Below are 19,856 nucleotides of genomic sequence, written 5' to 3'. Positions count from 1 at the left end.
CGATGTTCACCGTGGTCGCGATCGGGAGGTAGCCATGCGGGTGAAGGATCATGCGCTGTCGTTGGCGTTCGCCGCAGCCTTCCTGCTCGCGCTGGCAGGTCAGTCGGCCGCGGGGCTCGCCGACTACAACGAGGATCAGCTGGAGCACGGTGCCGCGACGATCGGCTGGCTCGATTTCGTCACATCGTCGAACTTCGTCGTCGACGTCGCCGAGAACTGGCAGTCCGAGTACCTCCAGTTCTTCCTGTTCATCTTGGCGACGGTGTGGCTCGTACAGCGCGGCTCTCCGGAGTCGAAGCAGCCGGGCGACGAGGGTCCGGGAACCGACGAGGACCAGCTCGTCGGCCGGTTCGCACGCGCCGATTCGCCGCGCTGGGCCGGGGCCGACGGGCTGCGCCGATGGCTGCTCGGCAATTCGCTGCTGCTCGTCATGGGCACGGTCTTCGTGCTCTCCTGGCTGGTGCAGGGGCTCGCCGGCACCGTCGTGGCCAACGAGGAGGCCGCACAGCACGGCCAGCCGCTCCTGAGCCTCGGAGAGTACCTGCTGTCGGCCGACTTCTGGAACCGCACCCTGCAGAACTGGCAGTCGGAGCTCCTGGCGGTCGGATCGATGGTGGCGTTCTCGATCTTCCTCAGGCAGCGCGGCTCGTCGGAATCGAAGCCCGTCGGCACCCCGCACGACCGGACGGCCGTCGAGTCGGAGTAGCTGCTCGTCCCGGCGCCCCGGCGTTCGCGCACGGACGTCCAGGGACGCCGACCGGGCCGCCTCAGCCGTCCTGCCCGAGGTCCTCGACGGCCGGACCCTCCAAGCGCTCGCCGCGCGAGCTGAACCGGGAGCCGTGGAGCGGGCAGTCCCAGCTGCATTCGGCACGGTTCCAACGGAGCACCCCGCCGAGATGCGTGCAGACCGCCGGCACCCGCCGCAGTTCGCCGTCCACCCGGGAGATGCCGACGGGAGCGACGCCGTCGCGCACCACTACGCCCTCGCCCTCGGCCGGCGGTCCCGCCGAATCGAGCGTGCGCAGCTCCGCCGTGGTCCAGCCGGAGACGAGGCGGGCGACCACGTTCGCATTCTCGCCGACCGCGTCCTGAACGGCCGCGAGCCGGGTCGCGTGGTTCCTCAGCTCGGCAGCCCAGTCGAGGCGCCCGCCCAGCACGTCGGCGGCGATGGTGAGCGCGGCGGCGACGCCGTTCGTCAGCCCCCACTTGCCGTAGCCGGCCGCGGTGTAGATGCGTCCGCGACCTCCGGGCATCTCGCCGGCGAACGGCAGCCGGGAGTGGGAGCGGTAGTCCTGGGCGGCCCAGGCCGTGATCCGCTCGGGCTCCGGGAAATACCGTCCCGTCCACTCGTCGAGCATGCGCAGATGACGCTCGGTGTCGTTCTCCCGGCCGGGCACGAACCCTCCGCCTCCGACCACCAGCGCGTCGTCCCCGTCGGGCCCGACCGCGACCCGGAGCGAGCGCGACGGCGACCCGAGCGACACGTACATCCCCTGCGGGATCGCGCGAGGGTCCGTGCGGTAGGCCGCGGCGAAGGAGCGCATCGGTCGCAGCCGGGCGAAGAACATGCCGCGATCCAGGATGGGGGTTCCCGTGGCGACCACGCAGACATCGGACTCGAGCGCACCATCATCCGAGAGGATCCGGACTCCGCTCTCGAGGTGCTCGACCCCGCGAACCCGGCAGTTCTCGACCAGACGCCCGCCGCGCCTCCGCAGTTCCTCGGCGAGCCGTGCGAGGACCGTCAGCGGATGCAGCTGCGCCTGCTGCTCGAGTACGAGCGCGCCGTAGGTCTCGAACGGCAGCCCGGGCTCGGCGGTCAGATCCGTCTCGATCCCCGCGATCGCGGACGCCTCGCGTTCCAGCTCGAGCGTTTCCGCGTCCTCGGCGCCCGAGGCGTAGGTGAACGCGGTCCTCCGGTCGGCGTCGACCCCCCACGCATCGAGCTGCCGGAGCATCCAGGCCTGGCCCTCGCGATTCGCCTCGCCGTATGCGCGCACCGCGTCGTCGCCGGAGCGCGAGCGGATCCCGGAGAAGACCGAGCCCTGCAGCAGGCTCAGTTTCCCCGTCGTGTTCCCGGTCGTCAGCCCGCCCGTGCTCCGCGCCTCCAGAACGGTCACCCGTGCGCCGGAGCGGGCCAGCAGCACGGCGGTCACGAGCCCGGTCAGTCCGGCGCCGACCACCGTCGCGTCGCACCGGTCGCCCGAGAAGACGTCGGAGTCGATCTTCGGTCCCGTCAACTGCCACAGTGAAGCCATGCGGCCGACGATAGGCGCCCGCGGCTCGCATTCACGAGGCGGTTGACAGCTCGGGGACTCCCCGGATAGGAGTCCGTCGGGAACCCGGGAGATACCGCACACCGCGGGTTCCGGCAAGCCCCTGCTCCCCGAGCGCACCGATGCGTACGTTCGGAAGCACCCGGGCGGATCGCCCGAGTCGAACGTGAGGAGTGCAGCATGACGGATCAGCAGCAGAATCGCCCGGAAGCGGAACCGGACCGCCCCCGCACGGTGGCGCCGGACGCTGCGCGACGGCACTCCGGCCCGGCCCACCCGGATGTCGAGAGCGATCCCGCCCGGGACGACCGGACCGGGTCGGACTGGGCCGACGAGGGCGGTGCCACCCCCACGGGGCCCGCGACCTCGGCTCCGGCTCCCGAGACAGACGATGACGACCAGGATTCGGAGGATGCGGATGCAACGGACGACGAAGCCGGAACGCCCAGGCAGCGCACGGAGGGCGCCGCTGCCCCCGTTTCGCTCGATCCCCCGACTGAGCCCGGACTCCGCTTCGAGCCCGTTCCGCCGGTCGGGACGAGGCGGACGGCGCGCACCGAAGCAGATTCGCGGAGTCGGCGCAACCTCGCGCAGGACCGCGAGCGCGAACGGAGAACTCTGATACGGCTGCGATCCGCGCGGCTCGCAGCCGACGCCGTTCGTCGGAGGACCGAGAACCGGGTCGTGCTCGACCACCTCGACCTCGCCGAGGCGCTCGCGAACCGGTTTCGCGGCACCGGCGCCGAGCACCGCGAACTGCAGCAGGTCGCGTACCTGGGTCTCGTGAAGGCCGTGCAGCGGTTCGACCCGCGAACGGGGACGAGTCTCGTCGCCTTCGCGGTCCCCACGATCCTCGGAGAACTCAAGCGGCACCTGCGCGACACGTCATGGGCGGTGCGGCCTCCCCGGGCCCTGCAAGAACTGGCGTTGGAGGCGCTCGAACTCGCGGAGAAGCTCGCGCAGCAGCGAGGCGTCGTGACGACGCGCGAACTCGCCCGGGAACTGCGGGTGCCGGAACGGCGACTCGAGGAGGCGCTCCGCTGCGCCGAGCACCGGCGGGCCCTCTCGCTCGACGCCCCCGTGGCTGCGGGGGACGGCGCGTTCGACGCGGTGCTCTCGGACGCGATTCCCGCGCACACCGACGAGATCGAACAGGCGGAGCTGCGCCTGCTGCTCGCGTCGGCGCTGCGAGACCTGAGCGAAGCGGAGCGGCGGATCGTCGAGCTGCGGTTCGCGCAGGAGAGGACCCAGGCCGAGATCGCAGCGGTGATCGGAGTGAGCCAGATGCAGGTCTCCCGCCTGCTCTCCCGGATTCTCGCGGTGCTCCGCGCCAGGCTGTCAGCGGCGGACTGAGCGGGCTGCGGCCAGCGCTTCCGCTGCCGTCACCGCGAGCAGGGCGGGATCGGGCCGGTCCGCGAACGCATCGCCGCGGCGCAGGGCGGCATCGGTGAGAACCCGGTGAGGACCCGGCGGCGGCCCCCACTCCTCCGGAGGGGCCGGGCCGAAGATGACCGCCGACGGCGTCCCGAACGCGGAGGCGAGGTGCGCGGCGCCCGTGTCGACGGAGACGAGAACGGCGGCGTGGCCGATCACCCCGGCGAGCTCGCGCAATCCGGCGCGCCCGGCGAGCACCCGTGACCGCGGCAGATCCGCCAGGCCTGCGGCGGCGAGCGCGCGGTCCCGGTCCTGAGCGCCTCCGGTGAACAGGACGCGGGTTCCGTCGGATTCCAGGCCCCGGGCGACCGCGGCGAAGCGGTCGACGGGCCAGTGCCGCGAGGCATAGGCCGCTCCGACGTGGATGACGGCTGCCCCGGCGGTGCCGGCCGGGGCCTCCGGCCGCTCGATGGCGACGTCGAGCGGGTCCGCGTGTGCGCCGTGCGCGGAGACCAGGCGCGCCCAGCGCTCGCGTTCGTGCATGCCGTCCCGCCAGCGGGGCCCGAAGGACTCGGAGGAGCGGTGTTCGACGCGCTGTCGCGCTCCGAGCTCCCGGAGTCGGAGCCGGCTGTCGGGACCGTTCCCGTGCAGGTTCGCGGCGATGTCGACCCCTCCCTCCGGGTGCGGGACGGGCGTGTCCAGGCCGGGGGTCGGGAGCAGCGCGTCGATCGGGCCTACGAGATCGGTGAGCGGACGCAGCCAAGCCGGGGCGGCGTAGAGGATCCGGTGCTCGGGGAATCGGCGGCGAAGCCCCTTGAGCGCGGGCACGGCGACCAGGAGATCGCCGAGCTTGAGCGCGCGCAGCACCACGAGGTTGGGCCGCCCGCTTCCCGGTGTCGACATCTTCCCCTCCGTTCCGTCGGTCGCGCACGAAACACGCCCCACGGCCCTCCCTAACACACTGCTCCTGCTCGGTTCAAGGGGCCCCCGCCCGGGTTTACTCCTCCTGCTCCTGGGCATCGGGGCGGTATGACTCAGAACTCGATCCGGCCGTTCCGCACGGCTGCGCCCGGCCCCGGATCCGTCGACGGCATCCTCTTCGACCGCGACGGGACGCTCATCGCCGACGTCCCCTACAACGCGGACCCGGACCTCGTGCGCCCGATGCCCACGGTGGTCGACGCCCTGGACCGGCTCCGCGCGCTCGGGATTCCGGTCGGGGTCGTGACGAATCAGTCGGGCATCGGGCGCGGCCGCCTGACCGCCGCGCAGGTACGCCGGGTGAACGCGCGGGTGGACGAACTGATCGGACCGTTCGACGTCTGGCGGGTGTGCCCGCACACTCCGGAGGACGGGTGCCGCTGCCGCAAGCCGGCTCCGGGCATGGTGCTCTCGGCGGCGGCGGAGCTCGGGGTCCCCGTGGACCGCGTCGCCGTCATCGGAGACATCGGTGCCGATATCGCCGCTGCGCGGAGCGCCGGAGCACGCGCGGTGCTCGTCCCGACGCCGCAGACACGCGCCGAGGAGATCGCTGCGGCTCCGTTACTCGCGGCGACGGTCCGGGGCGCGCTGGAACTGCTCCTCCCCGCCATGGTCGAGGTGCGCCGATGAACCGCCGGGTGCTCGTGGCGAGGCTCGACAGCCTGGGCGATGTGCTGCTCGCGGGTCCCGCCGTGCGGGCCGTGGCAGCGCGCGCCGAGGTGGTCATGCTCTGCGGGCCGCGCGGTGCCGCGGGCGCACGACTGCTGCCCGACGTGAGCGAGGTACTCGTCTGGGACGCACCCTGGATCTCGCAGCCGCCTCCCGAGGCGAGCGAGGATCACGTCGCGGAGCTGCTCGCGCTGCTGCGTTCCGCCCGCGTCGACGAGGCCGTGATCCTGACCTCCTTCCACCAGTCGCCGTTGCCCCTCGCGCTCCTGCTCCGCCTCGCGGGAGTCGCCCGCATCTCGGGTGCGTCGACGGACTATCCGGGCTCCCTGCTCGACGTGCGGCTGCGGCCCGGGGAGACCCTTGCCGAGGACATTCCCGAGCATCGGCGTGCGCTCGCGATCGCGGACGCCGCCGGATTCCCGTGCCCGGACGACGGGAGGCTGCGCGTGCTGCCGACTCCCGACACGGGCGAGCTGACGGGGGCCGGGCCCTACGTCGTGCTGCACCCGGGTGCTTCGGCGGAGTCCCGGCGCTGGCCGGCGGAGTCGTTCCGTCGCGCCGCGCGCATGCTGCTCGATCTCGGACAGCGCGTGGTCCTCACCGGAGGGCTCCCGGAACGCGCGCTGACGGCGAGCATCGCTCGGGGCGATACTCGGATCATCGACCTCGCGGGAGCCTGCTCGACGCAGGAGCTCGCCGGCGTGCTGGCGGGTGCCGATGCGCTCGTCTGCGGCAACACCGGGCCCGCGCACCTCGCCGCTGCAGTCGGCACCCCGGTGGTGAGCCTGTTCTCCCCCGTCGTGCCCGCGATCCGCTGGGCCCCCCACGGCGTTCCGGTCCGGATTCTCGGCGATCAGGACGCTCCCTGCCGAGATTCCCGAGCCGTCCACTGCCCCGTCGAAGGCCACCCCTGCCTGGCCGGGGTGCGCCCCGAGGAGGTCGTCCGGGCGCTCCTCGAGCTCGAGATCGCGGCCGGCCCGGAAGCCGGGGATGCCGTGACGGCGGTGGACGGACCGGGCGAGCGGAAGGGAGCCGCCTGATGCGGGTCATGGTCTGGCACGTCCACGGCGGGTGGATGGACTCCTTCCTGCGCGGCGGCCACGAGTATCTCCTCCCCGTGCCGAACGGCGCGCCCCTCGGACGGACGATGTCCGGAGTGCGGGAAGTGCCCGCGGAGCAGCTGCGGCACGAGGACGTCGACGCGGTCGTGCTGCAGCGCTTGGAGGAGCTCGAGTGGGCGACGCGCCTCCTGGGGAGGGTGCCCGGGCGCGATGTTCCGGCGGTGTTCGTCGAGCACAACACCCCGAAGCGGCACCCCGTCTCCGAACGGCACGCGCTCGCGGACCAGCGAGAGATCCCCATCGTGCACGTCACCCACTTCAACCGGCTCGCCTGGGACACGGGCGCCGCTCGCGTCACGGTCGTCGAGCACGGGATCCCCGATCCCGGGCACCGGTATACCGGGGAGGAGGCGTCCCTCGGGGTCGTGATCAACGAGCCCGTGCGCCGGGGGCGCGTGACCGGCACCGATCTGCTGCCGAGGTTCTCCGATGCCGGCCGTCTCGACTGCTTCGGGATCGACAGCGACCGCCTGCCGGCGGCGCTCGGGCTCGCTCCCAATCGGCTCCGCGTGCTGGGGGACCTTCCGACCGATCGGCTGCACTCCGAGCTGGCGCGCCGCCGCGCCTACCTGCACCCGTTCCGGTGGACCTCGCTCGGGCTCTCGCTCCTCGAGGCCATGTCGATGGGCATGCCGGTGCTGGCGCTCGCGACCACCGAGGCGCCCCGGGCGGTGCCGCCCGAGGCCGGAGCCGTGTCGGCGGACCCCGAGGAGCTCTTCGCCGCGGCGCGCACGCTCCTCGCCGACCCCGACGAGGCGCGGGAGCGCGGCCGCAGAGCGCGCGCGTTCGCCCGAGAGCACTACGGTCTCGACCGCTTCCTGAGCGATTGGGACGCCGTGCTCGCGCAGCTCAGCTGCCCGCGCGATCGGACACGACCCGCACCGCACCGCCCCCGCGTCGCTGCGCACACCGAGGAAGGGATACCCACATGAAAATCGCACTGGTCTCCGAGCACGCCAACCCTCTCGCGCCCCCGGGAAGCGTCGACGCGGGCGGGCAGAACGTGCACGTCGCCGCGCTCGCCCACGGTCTGGCCGAGCGGGGTCACACCGTCACCGTCTACACGCGGCGCGACGATTCCGCGACCCCGACCCGGGTTCCGCTCGCACCCGGCATCGACGTGGTCCACCTCACCGCGGGGCCCGCCGAGCGGATCCCGAAGGACGAGCTGCTGCCGCACATGGGGGCGCTCGCCGACGAGCTCGCGGCCGCGTGGACGCTGGATCCGCCCGATATCGTGCACAGCCACTTCTGGATGTCCGGCCTCGCGTCCCTCGGCGCACTGCGGCTCCTTCGCCCCGTCGCCCGGCCACCGCTCGCGCACACCTTCCACGCGCTCGGCTCGGTGAAGCGGCGTCATCAGGGCGCCGCCGACACGAGCCCGCCCGAGCGGGAGCGGCTCGAACCCCTCGTCGGGCGGCGCGCGGACGCGGTGATCGCCACTTGTCCCGACGAGGTCGCAGAGCTCGCGGCGCTCGGCATTCCCGAGTTCCGCACGAGGATCGCCCCCTGCGGCGTCGACCCCGAGCTGTTCCGGCCGGACGGTGCGGCCGAGCCCGCGGGTGCCCGGACACGGCTCCTCAGCGTCGGACGACTGGTGCCGCGCAAGGGCGTCGACCTCGTGATCCGCGCGCTCGGGCTGCTCTCGGAGCGCGGCATCGACGACGTGGAGCTCGAGATCGTCGGCACCGGCGACGATCCGGACGGCGTCGATCCCGAGCGCGACCGCCTCGCCGGCCTCGCCCGCGCCCTCGGCGTCGCGGATCGGGTGCACCTGCGCGGCCGGGTGCCCCGCGACCGGATGCCCGCGCTGCTCCGCTCCGCGGACGCGGTCGTCTGCACCCCTGGTACGAGCCGTTCGGCATCGTGCCGCTCGAGAGCATGGCCTGCGGAACACCCGTGATCGTCGCTGCGACCGGCGGCCTGCAGCACAGCGTCGTCGACCGCGTCACCGGCCTCCACGTGCCGCCGAGGAACGCGTCGGCGCTCGCCGACGCCGTCGAGCACCTGCGCCGGAATCCGAGGATCGCCCGCAGTCTCGGACGCGCCGGGCGCGCGCGGGTGGAATCGGAGTATGCGTGGACGCAGGTGTGCGAACGGACCGAGGCGATCTACCGCGAGCTGGTCGTATCGGCCCCGGAAGCACTCGCCCCGCTCGCGGAGGTCTCGCGATGAGCGCCTCGGCACGGGTCGTCGAGCGCTCCCGGACCCCGGCACCCGCCGCGGACGAACGCACCGGGGGCGGCACGGTGCTGGAGCACTTCCGTCGTCTGCATCGCGCCGTCGACTGCCTCTCCCGGCACGCCGATCACCTGGAGTCCTGGGGCGCCGACCTGGCCGCACGCCTCCGGACCGGTTCGCGACTGCTCGTCGCCGGCAACGGCGGTTCGGCGGCGGAGGCGCAGCACCTCGCCGCCGAGCTGGTGGGACGATACCGCGCGGATCGCGAGGCGTACTCGGCGATCGCGCTGAACGCCGAGACGTCGAGCCTCACGGCGATCGGCAACGACTACGGCTTCGCCGAGGTGTTCGCCCGCCAGGTCTCCGCCCACGGGCGCGCCGGGGATATCGTGCTCCTGATCTCCACGAGCGGGAAGAGCCGGAATCTCCTCGAGGCCGCGCGGGCGGCCGCACGGGTCGGAGCGACCACCTGGGCGCTCACCGGCGAGGGCCCGAACCCGCTGACGACCGTCTGCGATGACGCGATCTGCATCGACGGGGGCGCCCCGCAGGTGCAGGAGTGCCAGCTCGCGGCGATCCATGCCGTCTGCGAGGTCTTCGACGCCCGGGTCCTGGCCCGCGGGAGTGCTGAGGGATGAGGATCACCGTCGTCGGGGACGTCCTCCTCGACCAGGACTGGATGGGCACCGCACGGCGGCTCAGCCCCGATGCCCCGGTGCCCGTCGTCGAGGTCGGGTCGCGCCGGTCGCGCGCCGGCGGCGCCGGCCTCGTGGCCGCGATGCTGCGGCACGACGGACACGAGGTCGTGCTCGTGACCGCGCTCGCGGACGACGCCGGTGCCGACCGGATCCGCGAGGACCTGGAGGGGGTCGAGATCATCGCGGGCGACACACTGGCCCCCACACCGACGAAGACCCGGGTTCGCACCTCCGCGCACGGGATCTGCCGCATCGACGAGGCGTGCGAGACCCCGCCACGACCCCGGACCTCTCCCCGCATGATCGCAGCGGTCGAATCGTCCGACGCCGTCGTCGTCTCCGACTACGGCCGCCGGCTCCTCGAGGATCCGGCGTTGCGAGAAGCGCTCGCCCGCTGCGCATCCCGCGCACGTATCGTCTGGGACCCCCACCCGCGCGGCGCATTTCCCGTTCCGGAGGTCTCACTCCTCACGCCGAATCTGGCCGAGGCCGCCGCGCTCACCCGCGTCGACCGCGACGCACCGGACGTCGCGACCGCGGCCCGGACCCTGGGCGAGCGCAGCGCCAGCCAAGCCGTGCTCGTCACGCTCGGAGACCGGGGCGCCCTCCTGCACCGTACCGGCCACGAGCCCGTCGAGATCGGCGCCGACGCCGTACCCGACGCCGATCCCTGCGGCGCCGGCGACCGTCTGGCGGCGAGCGCCGCCGTCGCACTGGCACGCGGACGCACGCTCACCGAAGCCGCGACCCAGGCCGTCGACGACGCGAGCGCGTACCTCGCCGCGGGCGGCGTTCAGGCGCTCGGGATGCGCCGGCTCCGCTCCGCCGCCGCGCTGAACAGCGAGAACCCGAACGCCCTCGCAGCAGCCGTGCGGAGCGCCGGAGGAACCGTCGTGGCCGCGGGCGGCTGCTTCGATCTGCTCCACGCCGGCCATGTGCGCACCCTGGAGGCCGCGCGCAGGCTGGGCGACTGCCTCATCGTCTGCATGAACTCCGACGCGTCGGTCACCCGCCTCAAAGGACCCGGCCGGCCGATCATCGGAGCCGAGGACCGGCGGGAGATGCTCGCCGCCCTCGCCTGCGTCGATGCCGTCGCGGTGTTCGACGAGGACGGCCCCGAACGGCTGCTCCAGGAGCTGCGGCCCGATTTCTGGGTCAAGGGCGGCGACTACACGGCGGAGAGCCTCCCCGAGGCGCCCCTGCTGCGCACCTGGGGCGGACGCGCCGTGACCTTCCCGTACCAGCTCGCTCGATCCACCACCCGCCTCGCCGACGCCATCGAGCGCGTCGGCTGATCCGTCGATCCCCGACTCAAGGAGACTCGCATGCGCGACAGCCTGTACCCCCGTCCCATCGGCCGTGTGCTCATCACCGGAGGCGGCTCCGGCCTCGGAGCCGCCGTCGCCGAAGCCGTCGCCGAAGCGGGAGGCACTCCCGCCGTCGTCGACCTCGCCTTCCCGAGCCGCGCCGACGATCGCTTCCCCTCCTGGGTCGCGGACGTCTCGGACCGTTCCCGCGTCGAGGAGGTCGTCGCGGAGATCGCCGAACAGCTCGGCGGCATCGACGCCGTCGTGACCGCCGCCGGGATCGACCGCTGCGGCCGGCTCGACGACGTCCCCGCCGGCGAGTGGGAGCGGGTGATCGGCGTGAACCTGCTCGGCACCGTATCGACCGTGCGGGCCGCGCTCCCCCACATCGCGCGCAGTCACGGCCGGGTCGTCACCGTCGCTTCCTCCCTCGCGCTGCGCGCCCTGCCCGACGCGACCGCCTACTGCGCCTCGAAGTTCGGTGTGCTCGGATTCTCCCGCGCCCTCGCAGCCGAGACGAGCGGTCGCCTCGGCGTGACGACGCTCATCCCCGCGGGCATGCGCACGCGCTTCTTCGACGACCGGCCCGAGGACTACCGACCCGCGGCGGACGCGCAGCTCAACGAACCCGCCGACGTCGCGCGCACCGTGGTGTTCGCGCTGCAGCAGCCCCCGCACTGCGAGATCCGCGAACTGGTCGTCTGCCCGGAGGAGGAGCCCTCATGGCCGTGATCGTCCGACGCTCAGCGCTCACGCAGCGCGAGTTCGAGCATCCGTGCGACGTCGCGGCCGACGGCCTCGACCGGGACGTCGCCGACGAAGGAGACGTCGTGCGGGCAGCGCTCGGCCCCGGCATCGGTGCGCACGCACTCCCGTCCGCAGACCGGGCACTCGGTCGTCCAGGAGACCTGCACCCGGTGGCGCGCGCGTCCGAACGGACCGGCGTTGATGAGGTTGCCACACCAGAACACCGAGACGGTCCGGGCGCCCAGCGCCTCCGCCAGGTGGCGCGGGCCGCTGTCGTTGCCGACCATCACGTCCGCTCCCGCGAGCACCGTCGCGAGCTCCGGGAGCGCAAGGCGGCCCGAGAGATCCTCGACCGAATTGCGGCCCCGATCGGCGGGAGCGACGGCGGATGCGATCTCCGCGCACGCGGCGGCATCCGCGTCGCCGGACCCGACCAGCCGAACGGCGACCCCCGCCGCGACCAGCTGCGTAGCCACCTCCGCGAAACAGCCGACCGGCCAGCGGCGACGAGGATCGGACGCGCCCGGATGGATCACCACCGTCGGCTGCCGTCCGCGATTCGCGCGCGCCGCAGCTTCGGCAGCGGTGAGTTCGAGTGCCGGTCCCGCGACGCTCGGCACCGCGCCGACCAGAGCCGCGACCTCCGACCAGCGCACCACCTCGTGCTGCGCGTAGACATAGTCGATACTGCGATCCAACGCGATCGCGTCGGCCGCGCTCGGCCCAGCGGAGCACCGCGCGCGCAGACCGGCGACGAGCGGATTCGAGTAGCGACCGCCGCCGTGCAGCTGGACCGCGATGTCGAACCGCTGCTCGCGCATCTCGCGGACGAAGCGCTGCACGGCGCGCGGATCGACGGAGTCGGCCGCAGGCACCCCGACCCCCGGGACCGGGGGCAGCACCGCGAATCGATGCGGAGCACCGGGCCGCGCGCCGAGCAGCTCCCCCGCGGCCGCCGTGCCGAGCAACGTGATCTCGGCCTCCGGGTAGCACTCCTCCAGGGCCCGGATCGCCGGAAGCGCCAGCAGCAGGTCGCCGAGGCCCCCGCGCGCAGCACCGCGATACGGCGGACCTCTCCCAATCGCATCGAATCCCGTTGCTCGTCGTGCATGCCGCCTCCACTGCCGGTCCACTCGGCGACACGGCGTCCGCATCGCGCTTCCACGCTCCAGTGCCCCGATCCGTACCTCGGCAAACCGACCCGCGAGGAGTGACGGCATGACCCGAGCGGAGTGCATCGAACGGATCGCGCGCGTGCGACCGCGAGTCGCCGTCGTCGGCGACTACATGCTCGACGGCTGGTGGACCGGGCGGATCGAGCGCATCGCGCGAGAGGCGCCCGTGCCCGTCGTGGCGCTCTCCGAGCAGCGACACGTGCCCGGAGGCGCAGCCAACACCGCGCTCACCCTCGCCTCCCTGGGCGCGCACGTCCTCGCCGTCGGATCCCTGGGGCTCGACGGCGCGGCGGAGGAGCTCCGTGCGCACCTCATCCGGGCCCACGTCGACGTCGCACGGCTCGCCCGCGTGCCCGGCGCACGGACCACGACCAAGGTCCGCGTCGCCGTCGACGACCAGCTGCTCCTGCGACTCGACCGCACACAGCAGGGCGACTGGCCCAGCACCGCGCGCCGGGCGCTCGTCGCCCACACCCGCGAAGCGCTCGCCGGCAGCGACGCCCTCCTCATCTGCGACTACGGATCCGCACTCCTCGACGACACCGTGGTCGCCGCGATCGCGAAGCTGTCGCGTCCCCCGTGGTGATCGTCGACGCCCACGACCCGGCGAAGTGGCGCCGGCTGCGACCCGACGTCATCACCCCCAACGCCGTCGAAGCCGAACGCGTCCCCGGCGTCGCACTCGGCTCCGGCGACGGCCGGGCCGACCGCGCGGCGCGCGCAGCGGACCGCCTGCAGCGCGCCACCGGCGCACGCGCGGTGCTCGTCACGCTCGACCGCACCGGCACCGTCCTCCTTCGTCCCGGGCTGCCCCCGCACCGCACGACCGCGTCGCCCGCACCCGAGCACCAGGCATCCGGAGCGGGCGACGTGCTCGCCGCGACGCTCACCGCGGCGCTCGCCGCCGGTTCAGGCCTCGAGGACGCCGTCGAGACGGCGCAGGCCGCGGCGGATATCGCAGTCGCCAGGCCGGGCACCTGCGTCTGCACGTTGGAGGACCTGACCCACGAGCACGCGCACAGCGGCGGCGTTCCTCCCGGGGCCGTCCACGATCCCATCGGGGCGGTCGCGCAGTGACCCCGCGGAGCCGTCGCGGTGCGGCGCGGTGGGCGGCGCCACCGCAGCCGATCCCGCCCCGGGTCGACGTGCTGATCCCCACGGCCGGTCGTCCGGCCGAGCTCGCCGTCACCCTCGCGGGCCTCGCCGCACAGGACGATCCTCCGTTCGCGGTGGTCGTCAGCGATCAGTCCGACGAGGCGGTTTCGGAGCAGCCCGCCGTTCGCGCCATGGCCCGGGTGCTCGAAGCGCAGGGGCGGCCGGTCCGATTCCACCGGCATCTTCCCCGCCGTGGCATGGCCGAGCAGCGGCAGTTCCTGCTCGACCTCGCCGGCGCGCCCCGCGTCCTGTTCATCGACGACGACGTGTGGCTCGAGCCCGGTTCGCTCGCGCGCCTCGACGCCGCGATGACCGAGACGGGCTGCGGATTCGTGGGCTTCGCCGTGCAGGGCCTCTCCTATCTGGACGACGTGCGTCCGGACGAGACCGCGGGATTCGAGGCGTGGAAGGCGGGCAGGGTCGCACCCGAGCGCGTGCGGCCCTGGTCGCGGTCGTTCGAGCGCTGGCGGCTGCACAACGCCGCGAACCCGACCCACCTCGCGGCCCAGCGCCGCTTGGACGACGACGATCGTGTCGCGTATCGGGTGGCGTGGATCGGGGCGTGCGCGATGTTCGACCGCGGCGCCCTGCTCGAGGCTGGCGGCTTCGACTTCTGGCCGGAACTCCCGCCGGAGCATGCCGGCGAGGACCGAGTGGCCCAGTGGCGCGTCATGGAGCGCCGGGGCGGCGCCGGGATCCTGCCGAGCGGCGCGGTGCATCTCGAGTCGCCGACGACGGTGGTGGACCGGCGGTGCGAGGCGAGCGACGTCGTCTTCCCCCGGGACGAGCAGAAGCCCTCGCGATCACCCGATGGCGAGCACGGAGCGCATTCCCGCGCCGAAGAGAAGGAGAGGCCCATGACCGAGCATCCCAACCCCGTCCAGATTCAGAAGTACCTCGGCGGAGTGGACTACCCCGCATCGAAGAGCGACATCGTCGATACCGCGCGGAAAGCCGGAGCCGCGCCCGACGTGGTCGCCGCGCTCGAACGGATCGAGGACACCGAGTACGACGGGCCGACCGCGGTCAGCAGCGCGGTGGCGTCAGCCTGAGACCCCCGCGCGCTCCAGCTCGTGCAGCAGCCGGAGCGTCCGCTGCTCTGAGCGTTCCAGGTACCTCCGTGGCCGGGTGCGCAGACCGCGCACCCGGTCCAGCACCTCGGGGTGCTCGACGGCCGAGAGCACCCGCGGATCGACGTAGGAGGATCGCGCCACCGCCCGGGTGTTGCCGAGCCGCTCGGCGGCCGAGGAGAGCGCCGAGCGGACCACCGCCTCCCGTCCTCGCTCCGACGCGAGATCCGCGGGATCGGCGTCCAGGAGCGCAGCGGCCACCGTCACGGTGCCGCCCCATGTGCGGAAGTCCTTCGCCGTGTACTCAGCGCCCATGTGCCGTTTCACGTAGGCGTTCACGTGGCGGCTCTGGAGCTCGTGGACGATCCCGTCCTCGTCGAAGAATCGGAACACCTCCGGCCCCGGCAGCTGCAGCAGCTGCGAGACGATGCGGGCGATCCGCGGATCGCGGACCCGACGCCGCTGCCGCTGTCCGCTCTTGCCGACGAAGTCGAACTCGACCGCGGAGCCGGTCGCCCGCAGGTGCTGCTCCGTGAGCGTCGTCACGCCGTAGCTCCGATGCCGTGCGGCGTACTCGGCGTTCCCCACGCGGAACAGCTGCAGATCGATGAGCCTGATCACGCAGGCGGCGATGCGGTCCTCGCTCAGACGCCTGCGTCGCAGGTCCTGATCCACGCGGGCCCGCAGGCGCGGCAGCGCACGCCCGAACCGGCGCACCCGGTCGAACTTCCTCCGCTCCTGCCGGCGACGGAACGCCGGGTGGTAGATCGCCTGGGTCCGGCCCGCCGCGTCGACCCCGCGGGCGAGGACCTTGGCCCGCGGCGACCGCGCGATCTCGACGTCGCCCCACGCCGGAGGGATCGCGAGGGCCTCGATGCGCGCGATCTCTCGTTTCGACCTGATCCTGCGCGTGCCGTCCCGATAGGCGAAGCCCGATCCGTCGTCGGGTATTCGCCGGATCGGGAGCCTGCCGCGGCGGCGCGCGCTCACCCGCCCGCCGCGACCGGGTCGACGCGCTGCGGGATCGACCCGTCCCCGAACAGTTCGAGCAGTCCGCCGATGCCTCCCGAGGCGAAGGCCCGCCGCTGCTGCTCCGCCGGTCCTCCCGAGTCGCGCAACGAGTCGATCCAGGAGACCACGCGGTCGCGATCGCCGTTCCGCTGGAGCTCCCCTCGACCGATTCCAGCAATCGGTCGATCAGCTCGAAGGCCGGCACCGACTCGGCGGATCCCGGATCGACGAGTTCGCCGCCGAGGCCGTTTCGCGCAGCGATCCAGTTCGCGCCGTCGATCAGGCCGGGTACGAAGCGCGGACGCTGCATCCCCGCTTGCGCATCGCGCAGTCCCCGCTCGATCACCGCCCGCACGAGGAGCGCGAACGACACCGCCGACTCGGGGGTGAGCTGCGCGTCGGCGATCCGCAGTTCCAGGGTGGGGTACCGTTCGGACAGACGGGCGACCCAGGTGAGCACGCCCGCGTCGGGGACGATCCCGGCCCCCACGAGCCGGTCGACGGCTTCCGCGTAGCCCGCCTCGTCCTCGATGTGCTGGGGGTAGCCGGAGACGGGCCAGGAGAGCCCCATCACGTGCCGCCAACTGGCGAATCCGGTATCACGTCCGCACCAGAATGGCGAGTTCGCGGTGAGGGCGAGGAGCGCGGGGGCCCATCGTGCCAGGCGCGCGAGTGCGCCGACCCCGGCAGAGCGGCTCGGCACCTCGACGTGGACGTGCGTGCCCGTGCCGTACTGATGGTGTCCGGCGGCGCGCATCTCGGCTTCGATGAGCCGGTACCGCGGCTTCGGCGTCACCGTGCCCACGACTTCCCCTCCGACGGGAGGGAGGCCGGTGCCCGACAGGATGAAGCCGCGCTCGGAAGCCGCTCGTCCCGCCCTCGACCGGAACCCGACGAGCGCTGCGTCCGCCTCGGCCGCGCTGCGGCAGACGGGGGTCGAGGTCTCGACCTGGCTCGAGAAGAACTCGCGATCCATCTCTCCGGTTCGTTCGTCGGTGGCGAGTGTGAGCTCGGCCGCCAGATCCACGGGAGTCCCGTGCTCGAGATCCAACAGCAAGTACTCCTCCTCCACCCCGAAGCTCCGGAGCACCTGCTCTCCCACGAGCCTCACCCCTCCGACTCGTGCATCGCCGCTTCCTCCGGGTCCTCATGGCCGCGTCGGGCCGGGGAGGAGGAAACGTCTTCGCCGAGCTCTTCCAGCGCGTCGCGCGGATCGGGCTCGGTCGTCTCGACCGCTTGCTGATCCTCCGGTTCGACCGCGGGACGCCCGGAGTCCCGCTGCGCGGTGACCACCAGCTCGTCCTCCGGACCCTTCTCCTCGTTCTGCTCCCAGATCTCGGCCATGGCCCTGCTCCTTCGTTCGGCGGCTCGACCGCTCGGATGTTCGTGTGTGTCCGTGTCGCGGCCGTTCCTCCGGGACACGGTTCGCGCGTCGCGCGAGCGACGGATCAGCGGTCGATGGTTCCCGGAGTCTCGCGGGACCCGTCGACGGTCCCCCGCCAGGCTCCCGTCGCGAACCCGTTCGACTCCATGAGGCGCGCGAACTCCCGGAGATCGCTGGCGACCTGCAGGTCGTCGATCTGGAGCGCGGCGCCGGCCTTCTCGACCAGGCCCTCTGGATCCCAGTTCAGCTCGAGATGCACCGAGGTGCGGTCGCCTTCCAGCGGTTCGAACGTCACTCGGCCGGCGTGTTCGGGCCCGCTGACGCTGCGCCAGGCGATGAGCTCGTCGGGGATCTGATCGGTGATCTCGGCTTGGAAGCCGCGTTCGACACCGCCGACCCGCACCGACCAGTAGGTGTTCCGGTCATCCAGCTGCCTCACCTCCTCGACGCCGGACATGAAGGCGGGGTAGGTCTCGAACTGGGTCCACTGGTCGTAGACCGTCCGCACCGGAAGGTCGACGGTGATGTCGTTCGCGATGGTGTGCATGGGGTCCTCTCCGTCCCGTTCCACCCCGGGCCGCATCGAGCGACGCGTCTGCGCGGTTCCGGTCGGGGTCGAGCGTCTTGCGTGCTCCGAGCGTATGCTCGGGCGGCTCGGGACGCACCGGGGTTGACTTCCCCCGTGGCGCACCGGTATTCCCCCCGCGATTGCCGACGCATGATACGTCCACGGCGCCGAGCCCGCAAGGCCCTGGGACCTCCTCCCCGGGCCGCGCGACGCTGGAGTCCGGCGCAACGCCGGTTCGCATCCGAGAGGCAGGAGTAGAGATCATGACGACGCATCCCCCGGACAGCCCGGTGAAGGACCCCGACTACGACCTCGTGCGGGTGCTCGAGGAATCCCTGCGGAACTCCTGGAGGATGGCCGCGTTCGTCCAGGACGCGGCGGCAGCCGGGGACGCCGAACTCGAGGAGTGGTTCAGCAAGATCCAGTACAACAGCCTCAAGGCGGGAGAGCAGGGAAAGCGGCTGCTCGCGGCGCGGCTCCAGCGTCAGTTGGAGCTCGAACCCGAGTAGATCCCACGGCCCTCCGAGGCGAGTTGCTCGCCGCCGCGCTGCCGGAGCTCTGAGGGGCCGAGCCGGTAGAAGGTCGCGAGCGCCCGGCGCATGCTCGCGCTGGAGCCGAAACCGGAACGCAGGGCGATCTCGGTCGCACCGAGGCCGCCGGACCCGGGATCCTGCAGGAGCGAGCGCGCGATCCGCGCACGCTCCTTCCGCAGTTCCGCCGCCACTGAGCTCCCGCCCGCCGCGAAGATCTCCTGCAGATACCGCAGCGACACGCCGGCGCCGGCTGCGATCCGCTCCGGATCCAGGCCCTGGTCCGCTGCGTCGCGCCGGATCATGGCGAACGCGCGATCCCGGATCCCGGCTTGCCGATCCTCCAGGTCCCAGGCCCCGCACTGCCGGGCGCGGAGCACGGCGCCGGCCATCTCGAGCACCGTCCGCGCGATCAGCCGCGCATCCGCTTCGGATGCCGCCTGCTCGCTCTGCACCGATTGCGAGAGCAGCACCGCGAGCGAGCGCTCCGACAGCGTCAGCTCCTCGTGGATGCTGACCCGGTCGTCGAGCGTCGGCGCGTGCAGGAGGAGCGCCTCGCGCGGGATCCGGGCGACGACGAATCGCCAGGGGCCGGCGACCCTCACTCGGTTCGGCAGGCCGCTCGGAGCGATCATCAGCGGGCCACGGGACGGACGCCAGACGCCGGCGTCGAGGTACTCGAACTCGCCCTGCTGCACGAAGAGCAGGTCGATCGTCGGGAGGTCCGGCCGGATCGGTCGGCGCTCGAACTCGGAGCCGGTGCCCTCGGCCTCGACGATCAGGACCGGACCGAAGGCGCGGGCCTTGGCCGTCATGCCGAGCGGCCCATCGACGCCCCGGATCCCCTCCTCACGGAGTTCGCGTTCCCCGAAGCGGGTGATGGATCGGTCTGGCAGACCTTCGATCCTCGGCGCGCTCTGTCGTTCCACGGAGCGACAGTATCAGCGGGGCGCGCCCGCGGACCAGGCTCTGGCGGCACGGATTCGGGCATCCGACTCGGTGCGGCCGAAAACGGCAGAAGGCCCGGCTTTCGCCGGACCTTCTGTTCTCGAGTGGATCTGAGGGGACTCGAACCCCTGACCCCCTGCATGCCATGCAGGTGCGCTACCAGCTGCGCCACAGACCCGTGGAAGTCGGACGAATTCTCCCCCGACAACTCTTCTACTTTACATCACTCTCGGGGGTCGAACGCAAATCGGCCGCCTTTTCCAAGATCCCGCGCGTGTCGATCACCGGGCAGTCGCTCCAGAGCCGTTCGAGCTGGTAGAAGTCCCGCTCCTCCTGGTGGAAGACGTGGACGATGAGCCCTCCGAAATCGAGCAGGACCCAGCGTCCGCCCTCGCGCCCCTCTCGGCGGACGGTGCGCACACCGGCCTCGTTCAGGGCGTCCTCGACCGCATCGGAGATCGCCTGCACGTTGCGCTCGACGCTGCCCGTGAGCAGCAGGAAGGCGTCGGCGTAGGGGAAGAACTCCCCCACCTCCAGCGCGACCGGCGAGGTCGCACCCTTCGCGTCGGCCGCGAGGACCGCGGTCTCGAGAGTGTTGAGAACGTCAGTGGTGTCGCTCACGCGTCCCTTTCAATGGGTCTGGTTGGAATACTGGGATGCG

General features: G+C 72.6%; 21 protein-coding genes, 1 tRNA gene and 2 pseudogenes. 13 read left to right on the top strand and 11 right to left on the bottom strand.

What is annotated here, in order from left to right; all coding sequences use genetic code 11:
* Positions 1 to 34 precede the first annotated feature (34 nt).
* Positions 35 to 706: a DUF6766 family protein gene (locus AB3K78_RS04950; protein WP_416446668.1), complete on the top strand. Its 672-nt coding sequence runs from the start codon at positions 35 to 37 to the stop codon at positions 704 to 706.
* Positions 707 to 767: 61 nt separating this feature from the next.
* Here AB3K78_RS04950 and AB3K78_RS04945 read toward each other — a convergent pair whose 3' ends face one another.
* Complete coding sequence (locus AB3K78_RS04945; protein ID WP_416446666.1) at positions 768 to 2,258, bottom strand: FAD-dependent oxidoreductase; 1,491 nt, start codon at positions 2,256 to 2,258, stop codon at positions 768 to 770.
* 198 nt (positions 2,259 to 2,456) lie between these two features.
* On the opposite strand from AB3K78_RS04945, the gene AB3K78_RS04940 reads away from it, so the two are divergent.
* A complete protein-coding gene (locus AB3K78_RS04940; protein WP_416446664.1) occupies positions 2,457 to 3,629 on the top strand; it encodes a sigma-70 family RNA polymerase sigma factor in 1,173 nt (390 codons plus the stop codon).
* Here the strand turns inward: AB3K78_RS04940 and AB3K78_RS04935 are convergent.
* Complete coding sequence (locus AB3K78_RS04935) at positions 3,615 to 4,553, bottom strand: glycosyltransferase family 9 protein (protein ID WP_416446662.1); 939 nt, start codon at positions 4,551 to 4,553, stop codon at positions 3,615 to 3,617. The genes AB3K78_RS04940 and AB3K78_RS04935 overlap by 15 nt on opposite strands.
* Positions 4,554 to 4,679: 126 nt before the next feature.
* On the opposite strand from AB3K78_RS04935, the gene AB3K78_RS04930 reads away from it, so the two are divergent.
* The 7 genes and pseudogenes from AB3K78_RS04930 (at position 4,680) to AB3K78_RS04900 (ending at position 11,339) form a co-directional block, all read left to right on the top strand.
* The gene (locus tag AB3K78_RS04930) at positions 4,680 to 5,261 is read left to right on the top strand and encodes a D-glycero-alpha-D-manno-heptose-1,7-bisphosphate 7-phosphatase (RefSeq protein WP_416446660.1); all 582 of its coding nucleotides are present in this window, start codon (positions 4,680 to 4,682) and stop codon (positions 5,259 to 5,261) included.
* A complete protein-coding gene (locus tag AB3K78_RS04925; RefSeq protein WP_416446659.1) occupies positions 5,258 to 6,340 on the top strand; it encodes a glycosyltransferase family 9 protein in 1,083 nt (360 codons plus the stop codon). Before AB3K78_RS04930 ends, AB3K78_RS04925 begins: the two co-directional genes overlap by 4 nt.
* On the top strand, positions 6,340 to 7,353 hold the full coding sequence (locus tag AB3K78_RS04920) for a glycosyltransferase (protein ID WP_416446657.1): 1,014 nt from the start codon (positions 6,340 to 6,342) through the stop codon (positions 7,351 to 7,353). Before AB3K78_RS04925 ends, AB3K78_RS04920 begins: the two co-directional genes overlap by 1 nt.
* A pseudogene (locus AB3K78_RS04915) lies at positions 7,350 to 8,596 on the top strand (glycosyltransferase). The gene AB3K78_RS04920 and the pseudogene AB3K78_RS04915 overlap by 4 nt, the downstream one beginning before the upstream one ends.
* Positions 8,593 to 9,240, top strand: a complete 648-nt coding sequence (locus AB3K78_RS04910) for a D-sedoheptulose-7-phosphate isomerase (RefSeq protein ID WP_416446655.1) — start codon at positions 8,593 to 8,595, stop codon at positions 9,238 to 9,240. Before AB3K78_RS04915 ends, AB3K78_RS04910 begins: the two are co-directional and overlap by 4 nt.
* Complete coding sequence (locus AB3K78_RS04905) at positions 9,237 to 10,595, top strand: PfkB family carbohydrate kinase (protein ID WP_416446653.1); 1,359 nt, start codon at positions 9,237 to 9,239, stop codon at positions 10,593 to 10,595. Before AB3K78_RS04910 ends, AB3K78_RS04905 begins: the two co-directional genes overlap by 4 nt.
* A 30-nt stretch (positions 10,596 to 10,625) precedes the next feature.
* On the top strand, positions 10,626 to 11,339 hold the full coding sequence (locus tag AB3K78_RS04900) for an SDR family oxidoreductase (RefSeq protein ID WP_416446651.1): 714 nt from the start codon (positions 10,626 to 10,628) through the stop codon (positions 11,337 to 11,339).
* Positions 11,340 to 11,350: 11 nt separating this feature from the next.
* Here AB3K78_RS04900 and AB3K78_RS04895 read toward each other — a convergent pair whose 3' ends face one another.
* Positions 11,351 to 12,322, bottom strand: coding sequence for a glycosyltransferase family 9 protein (locus AB3K78_RS04895; protein ID WP_416446648.1), 972 nt, complete (start codon positions 12,320 to 12,322; stop codon positions 11,351 to 11,353).
* Between the two features lie 250 nt (positions 12,323 to 12,572).
* On the opposite strand from AB3K78_RS04895, the gene AB3K78_RS04890 reads away from it, so the two are divergent.
* The 3 genes from AB3K78_RS04890 to AB3K78_RS04880 are packed head-to-tail and all read left to right on the top strand — an operon-like array spanning position 12,573 to position 14,736.
* Positions 12,573 to 13,115, top strand: coding sequence for a bifunctional heptose 7-phosphate kinase/heptose 1-phosphate adenyltransferase (locus AB3K78_RS04890; protein ID WP_416446646.1), 543 nt, complete (start codon positions 12,573 to 12,575; stop codon positions 13,113 to 13,115).
* On the top strand, positions 13,109 to 13,606 hold the full coding sequence (locus tag AB3K78_RS04885; protein ID WP_416446644.1) for a PfkB family carbohydrate kinase: 498 nt from the start codon (positions 13,109 to 13,111) through the stop codon (positions 13,604 to 13,606). Before AB3K78_RS04890 ends, AB3K78_RS04885 begins: the two co-directional genes overlap by 7 nt.
* A complete protein-coding gene (locus AB3K78_RS04880; RefSeq protein WP_416446642.1) occupies positions 13,603 to 14,736 on the top strand; it encodes a DUF2795 domain-containing protein in 1,134 nt (377 codons plus the stop codon). Before AB3K78_RS04885 ends, AB3K78_RS04880 begins: the two co-directional genes overlap by 4 nt.
* Here AB3K78_RS04880 and AB3K78_RS04875 read toward each other — a convergent pair.
* The 5 genes and pseudogenes from AB3K78_RS04875 to AB3K78_RS04855 form a co-directional block, all read right to left on the bottom strand.
* Entirely contained in the window at positions 14,728 to 15,744 is a 1,017-nt protein-coding gene (locus AB3K78_RS04875; RefSeq protein WP_416446640.1) for a DNA topoisomerase IB, read from the bottom strand. The two genes, AB3K78_RS04880 and AB3K78_RS04875, sit on opposite strands and share 9 nt — an antisense overlap.
* Positions 15,741 to 15,893, bottom strand: coding sequence for a hypothetical protein (locus AB3K78_RS04870; RefSeq protein WP_416446638.1), 153 nt, complete (start codon positions 15,891 to 15,893; stop codon positions 15,741 to 15,743). The genes AB3K78_RS04875 and AB3K78_RS04870 overlap by 4 nt, the downstream gene beginning before the upstream one ends.
* A 158-nt stretch (positions 15,894 to 16,051) precedes the next feature.
* Positions 16,052 to 16,792 (bottom strand): annotated as a pseudogene (locus AB3K78_RS04865) (carboxylate-amine ligase); the annotation flags it as partial.
* A gap of 80 nt (positions 16,793 to 16,872) precedes the next feature.
* Entirely contained in the window at positions 16,873 to 17,109 is a 237-nt protein-coding gene (locus tag AB3K78_RS04860) for a hypothetical protein (protein ID WP_416446636.1), read from the bottom strand.
* A 104-nt stretch (positions 17,110 to 17,213) separates the two neighbouring features.
* A complete protein-coding gene (locus AB3K78_RS04855) occupies positions 17,214 to 17,696 on the bottom strand; it encodes an SRPBCC family protein (RefSeq protein ID WP_416446634.1) in 483 nt (160 codons plus the stop codon).
* Between the two features lie 284 nt (positions 17,697 to 17,980).
* On the opposite strand from AB3K78_RS04855, the gene AB3K78_RS04850 reads away from it, so the two are divergent.
* Positions 17,981 to 18,226, top strand: coding sequence for a hypothetical protein (locus tag AB3K78_RS04850; protein WP_416446632.1), 246 nt, complete (start codon positions 17,981 to 17,983; stop codon positions 18,224 to 18,226).
* Here the strand turns inward: AB3K78_RS04850 and AB3K78_RS04845 are convergent.
* From AB3K78_RS04845 to rsfS, 3 genes are all read right to left on the bottom strand, one after another.
* Positions 18,202 to 19,176, bottom strand: a complete 975-nt coding sequence (locus AB3K78_RS04845; RefSeq protein WP_416446630.1) for a helix-turn-helix domain-containing protein — start codon at positions 19,174 to 19,176, stop codon at positions 18,202 to 18,204. The genes AB3K78_RS04850 and AB3K78_RS04845 overlap by 25 nt on opposite strands.
* A 124-nt stretch (positions 19,177 to 19,300) precedes the next feature.
* A tRNA-Ala gene (locus AB3K78_RS04840) sits at positions 19,301 to 19,373 on the bottom strand.
* A gap of 35 nt (positions 19,374 to 19,408) precedes the next feature.
* Positions 19,409 to 19,816 (bottom strand): ribosome silencing factor, encoded by a 408-nt coding sequence (rsfS, locus tag AB3K78_RS04835; protein WP_416446628.1) that lies wholly within the window; start codon positions 19,814 to 19,816, stop codon positions 19,409 to 19,411.
* Positions 19,817 to 19,856 lie beyond the last annotated feature (40 nt).

This window comes from Leucobacter sp. HNU, assembly GCF_047946755.1.
Taxonomy (GTDB): Bacteria; Actinomycetota; Actinomycetes; order Actinomycetales; family Microbacteriaceae; genus Leucobacter.
Note: the sequence above shows the minus strand (reverse complement) of the source record. Positions and strands in the feature narration are given on the sequence as shown.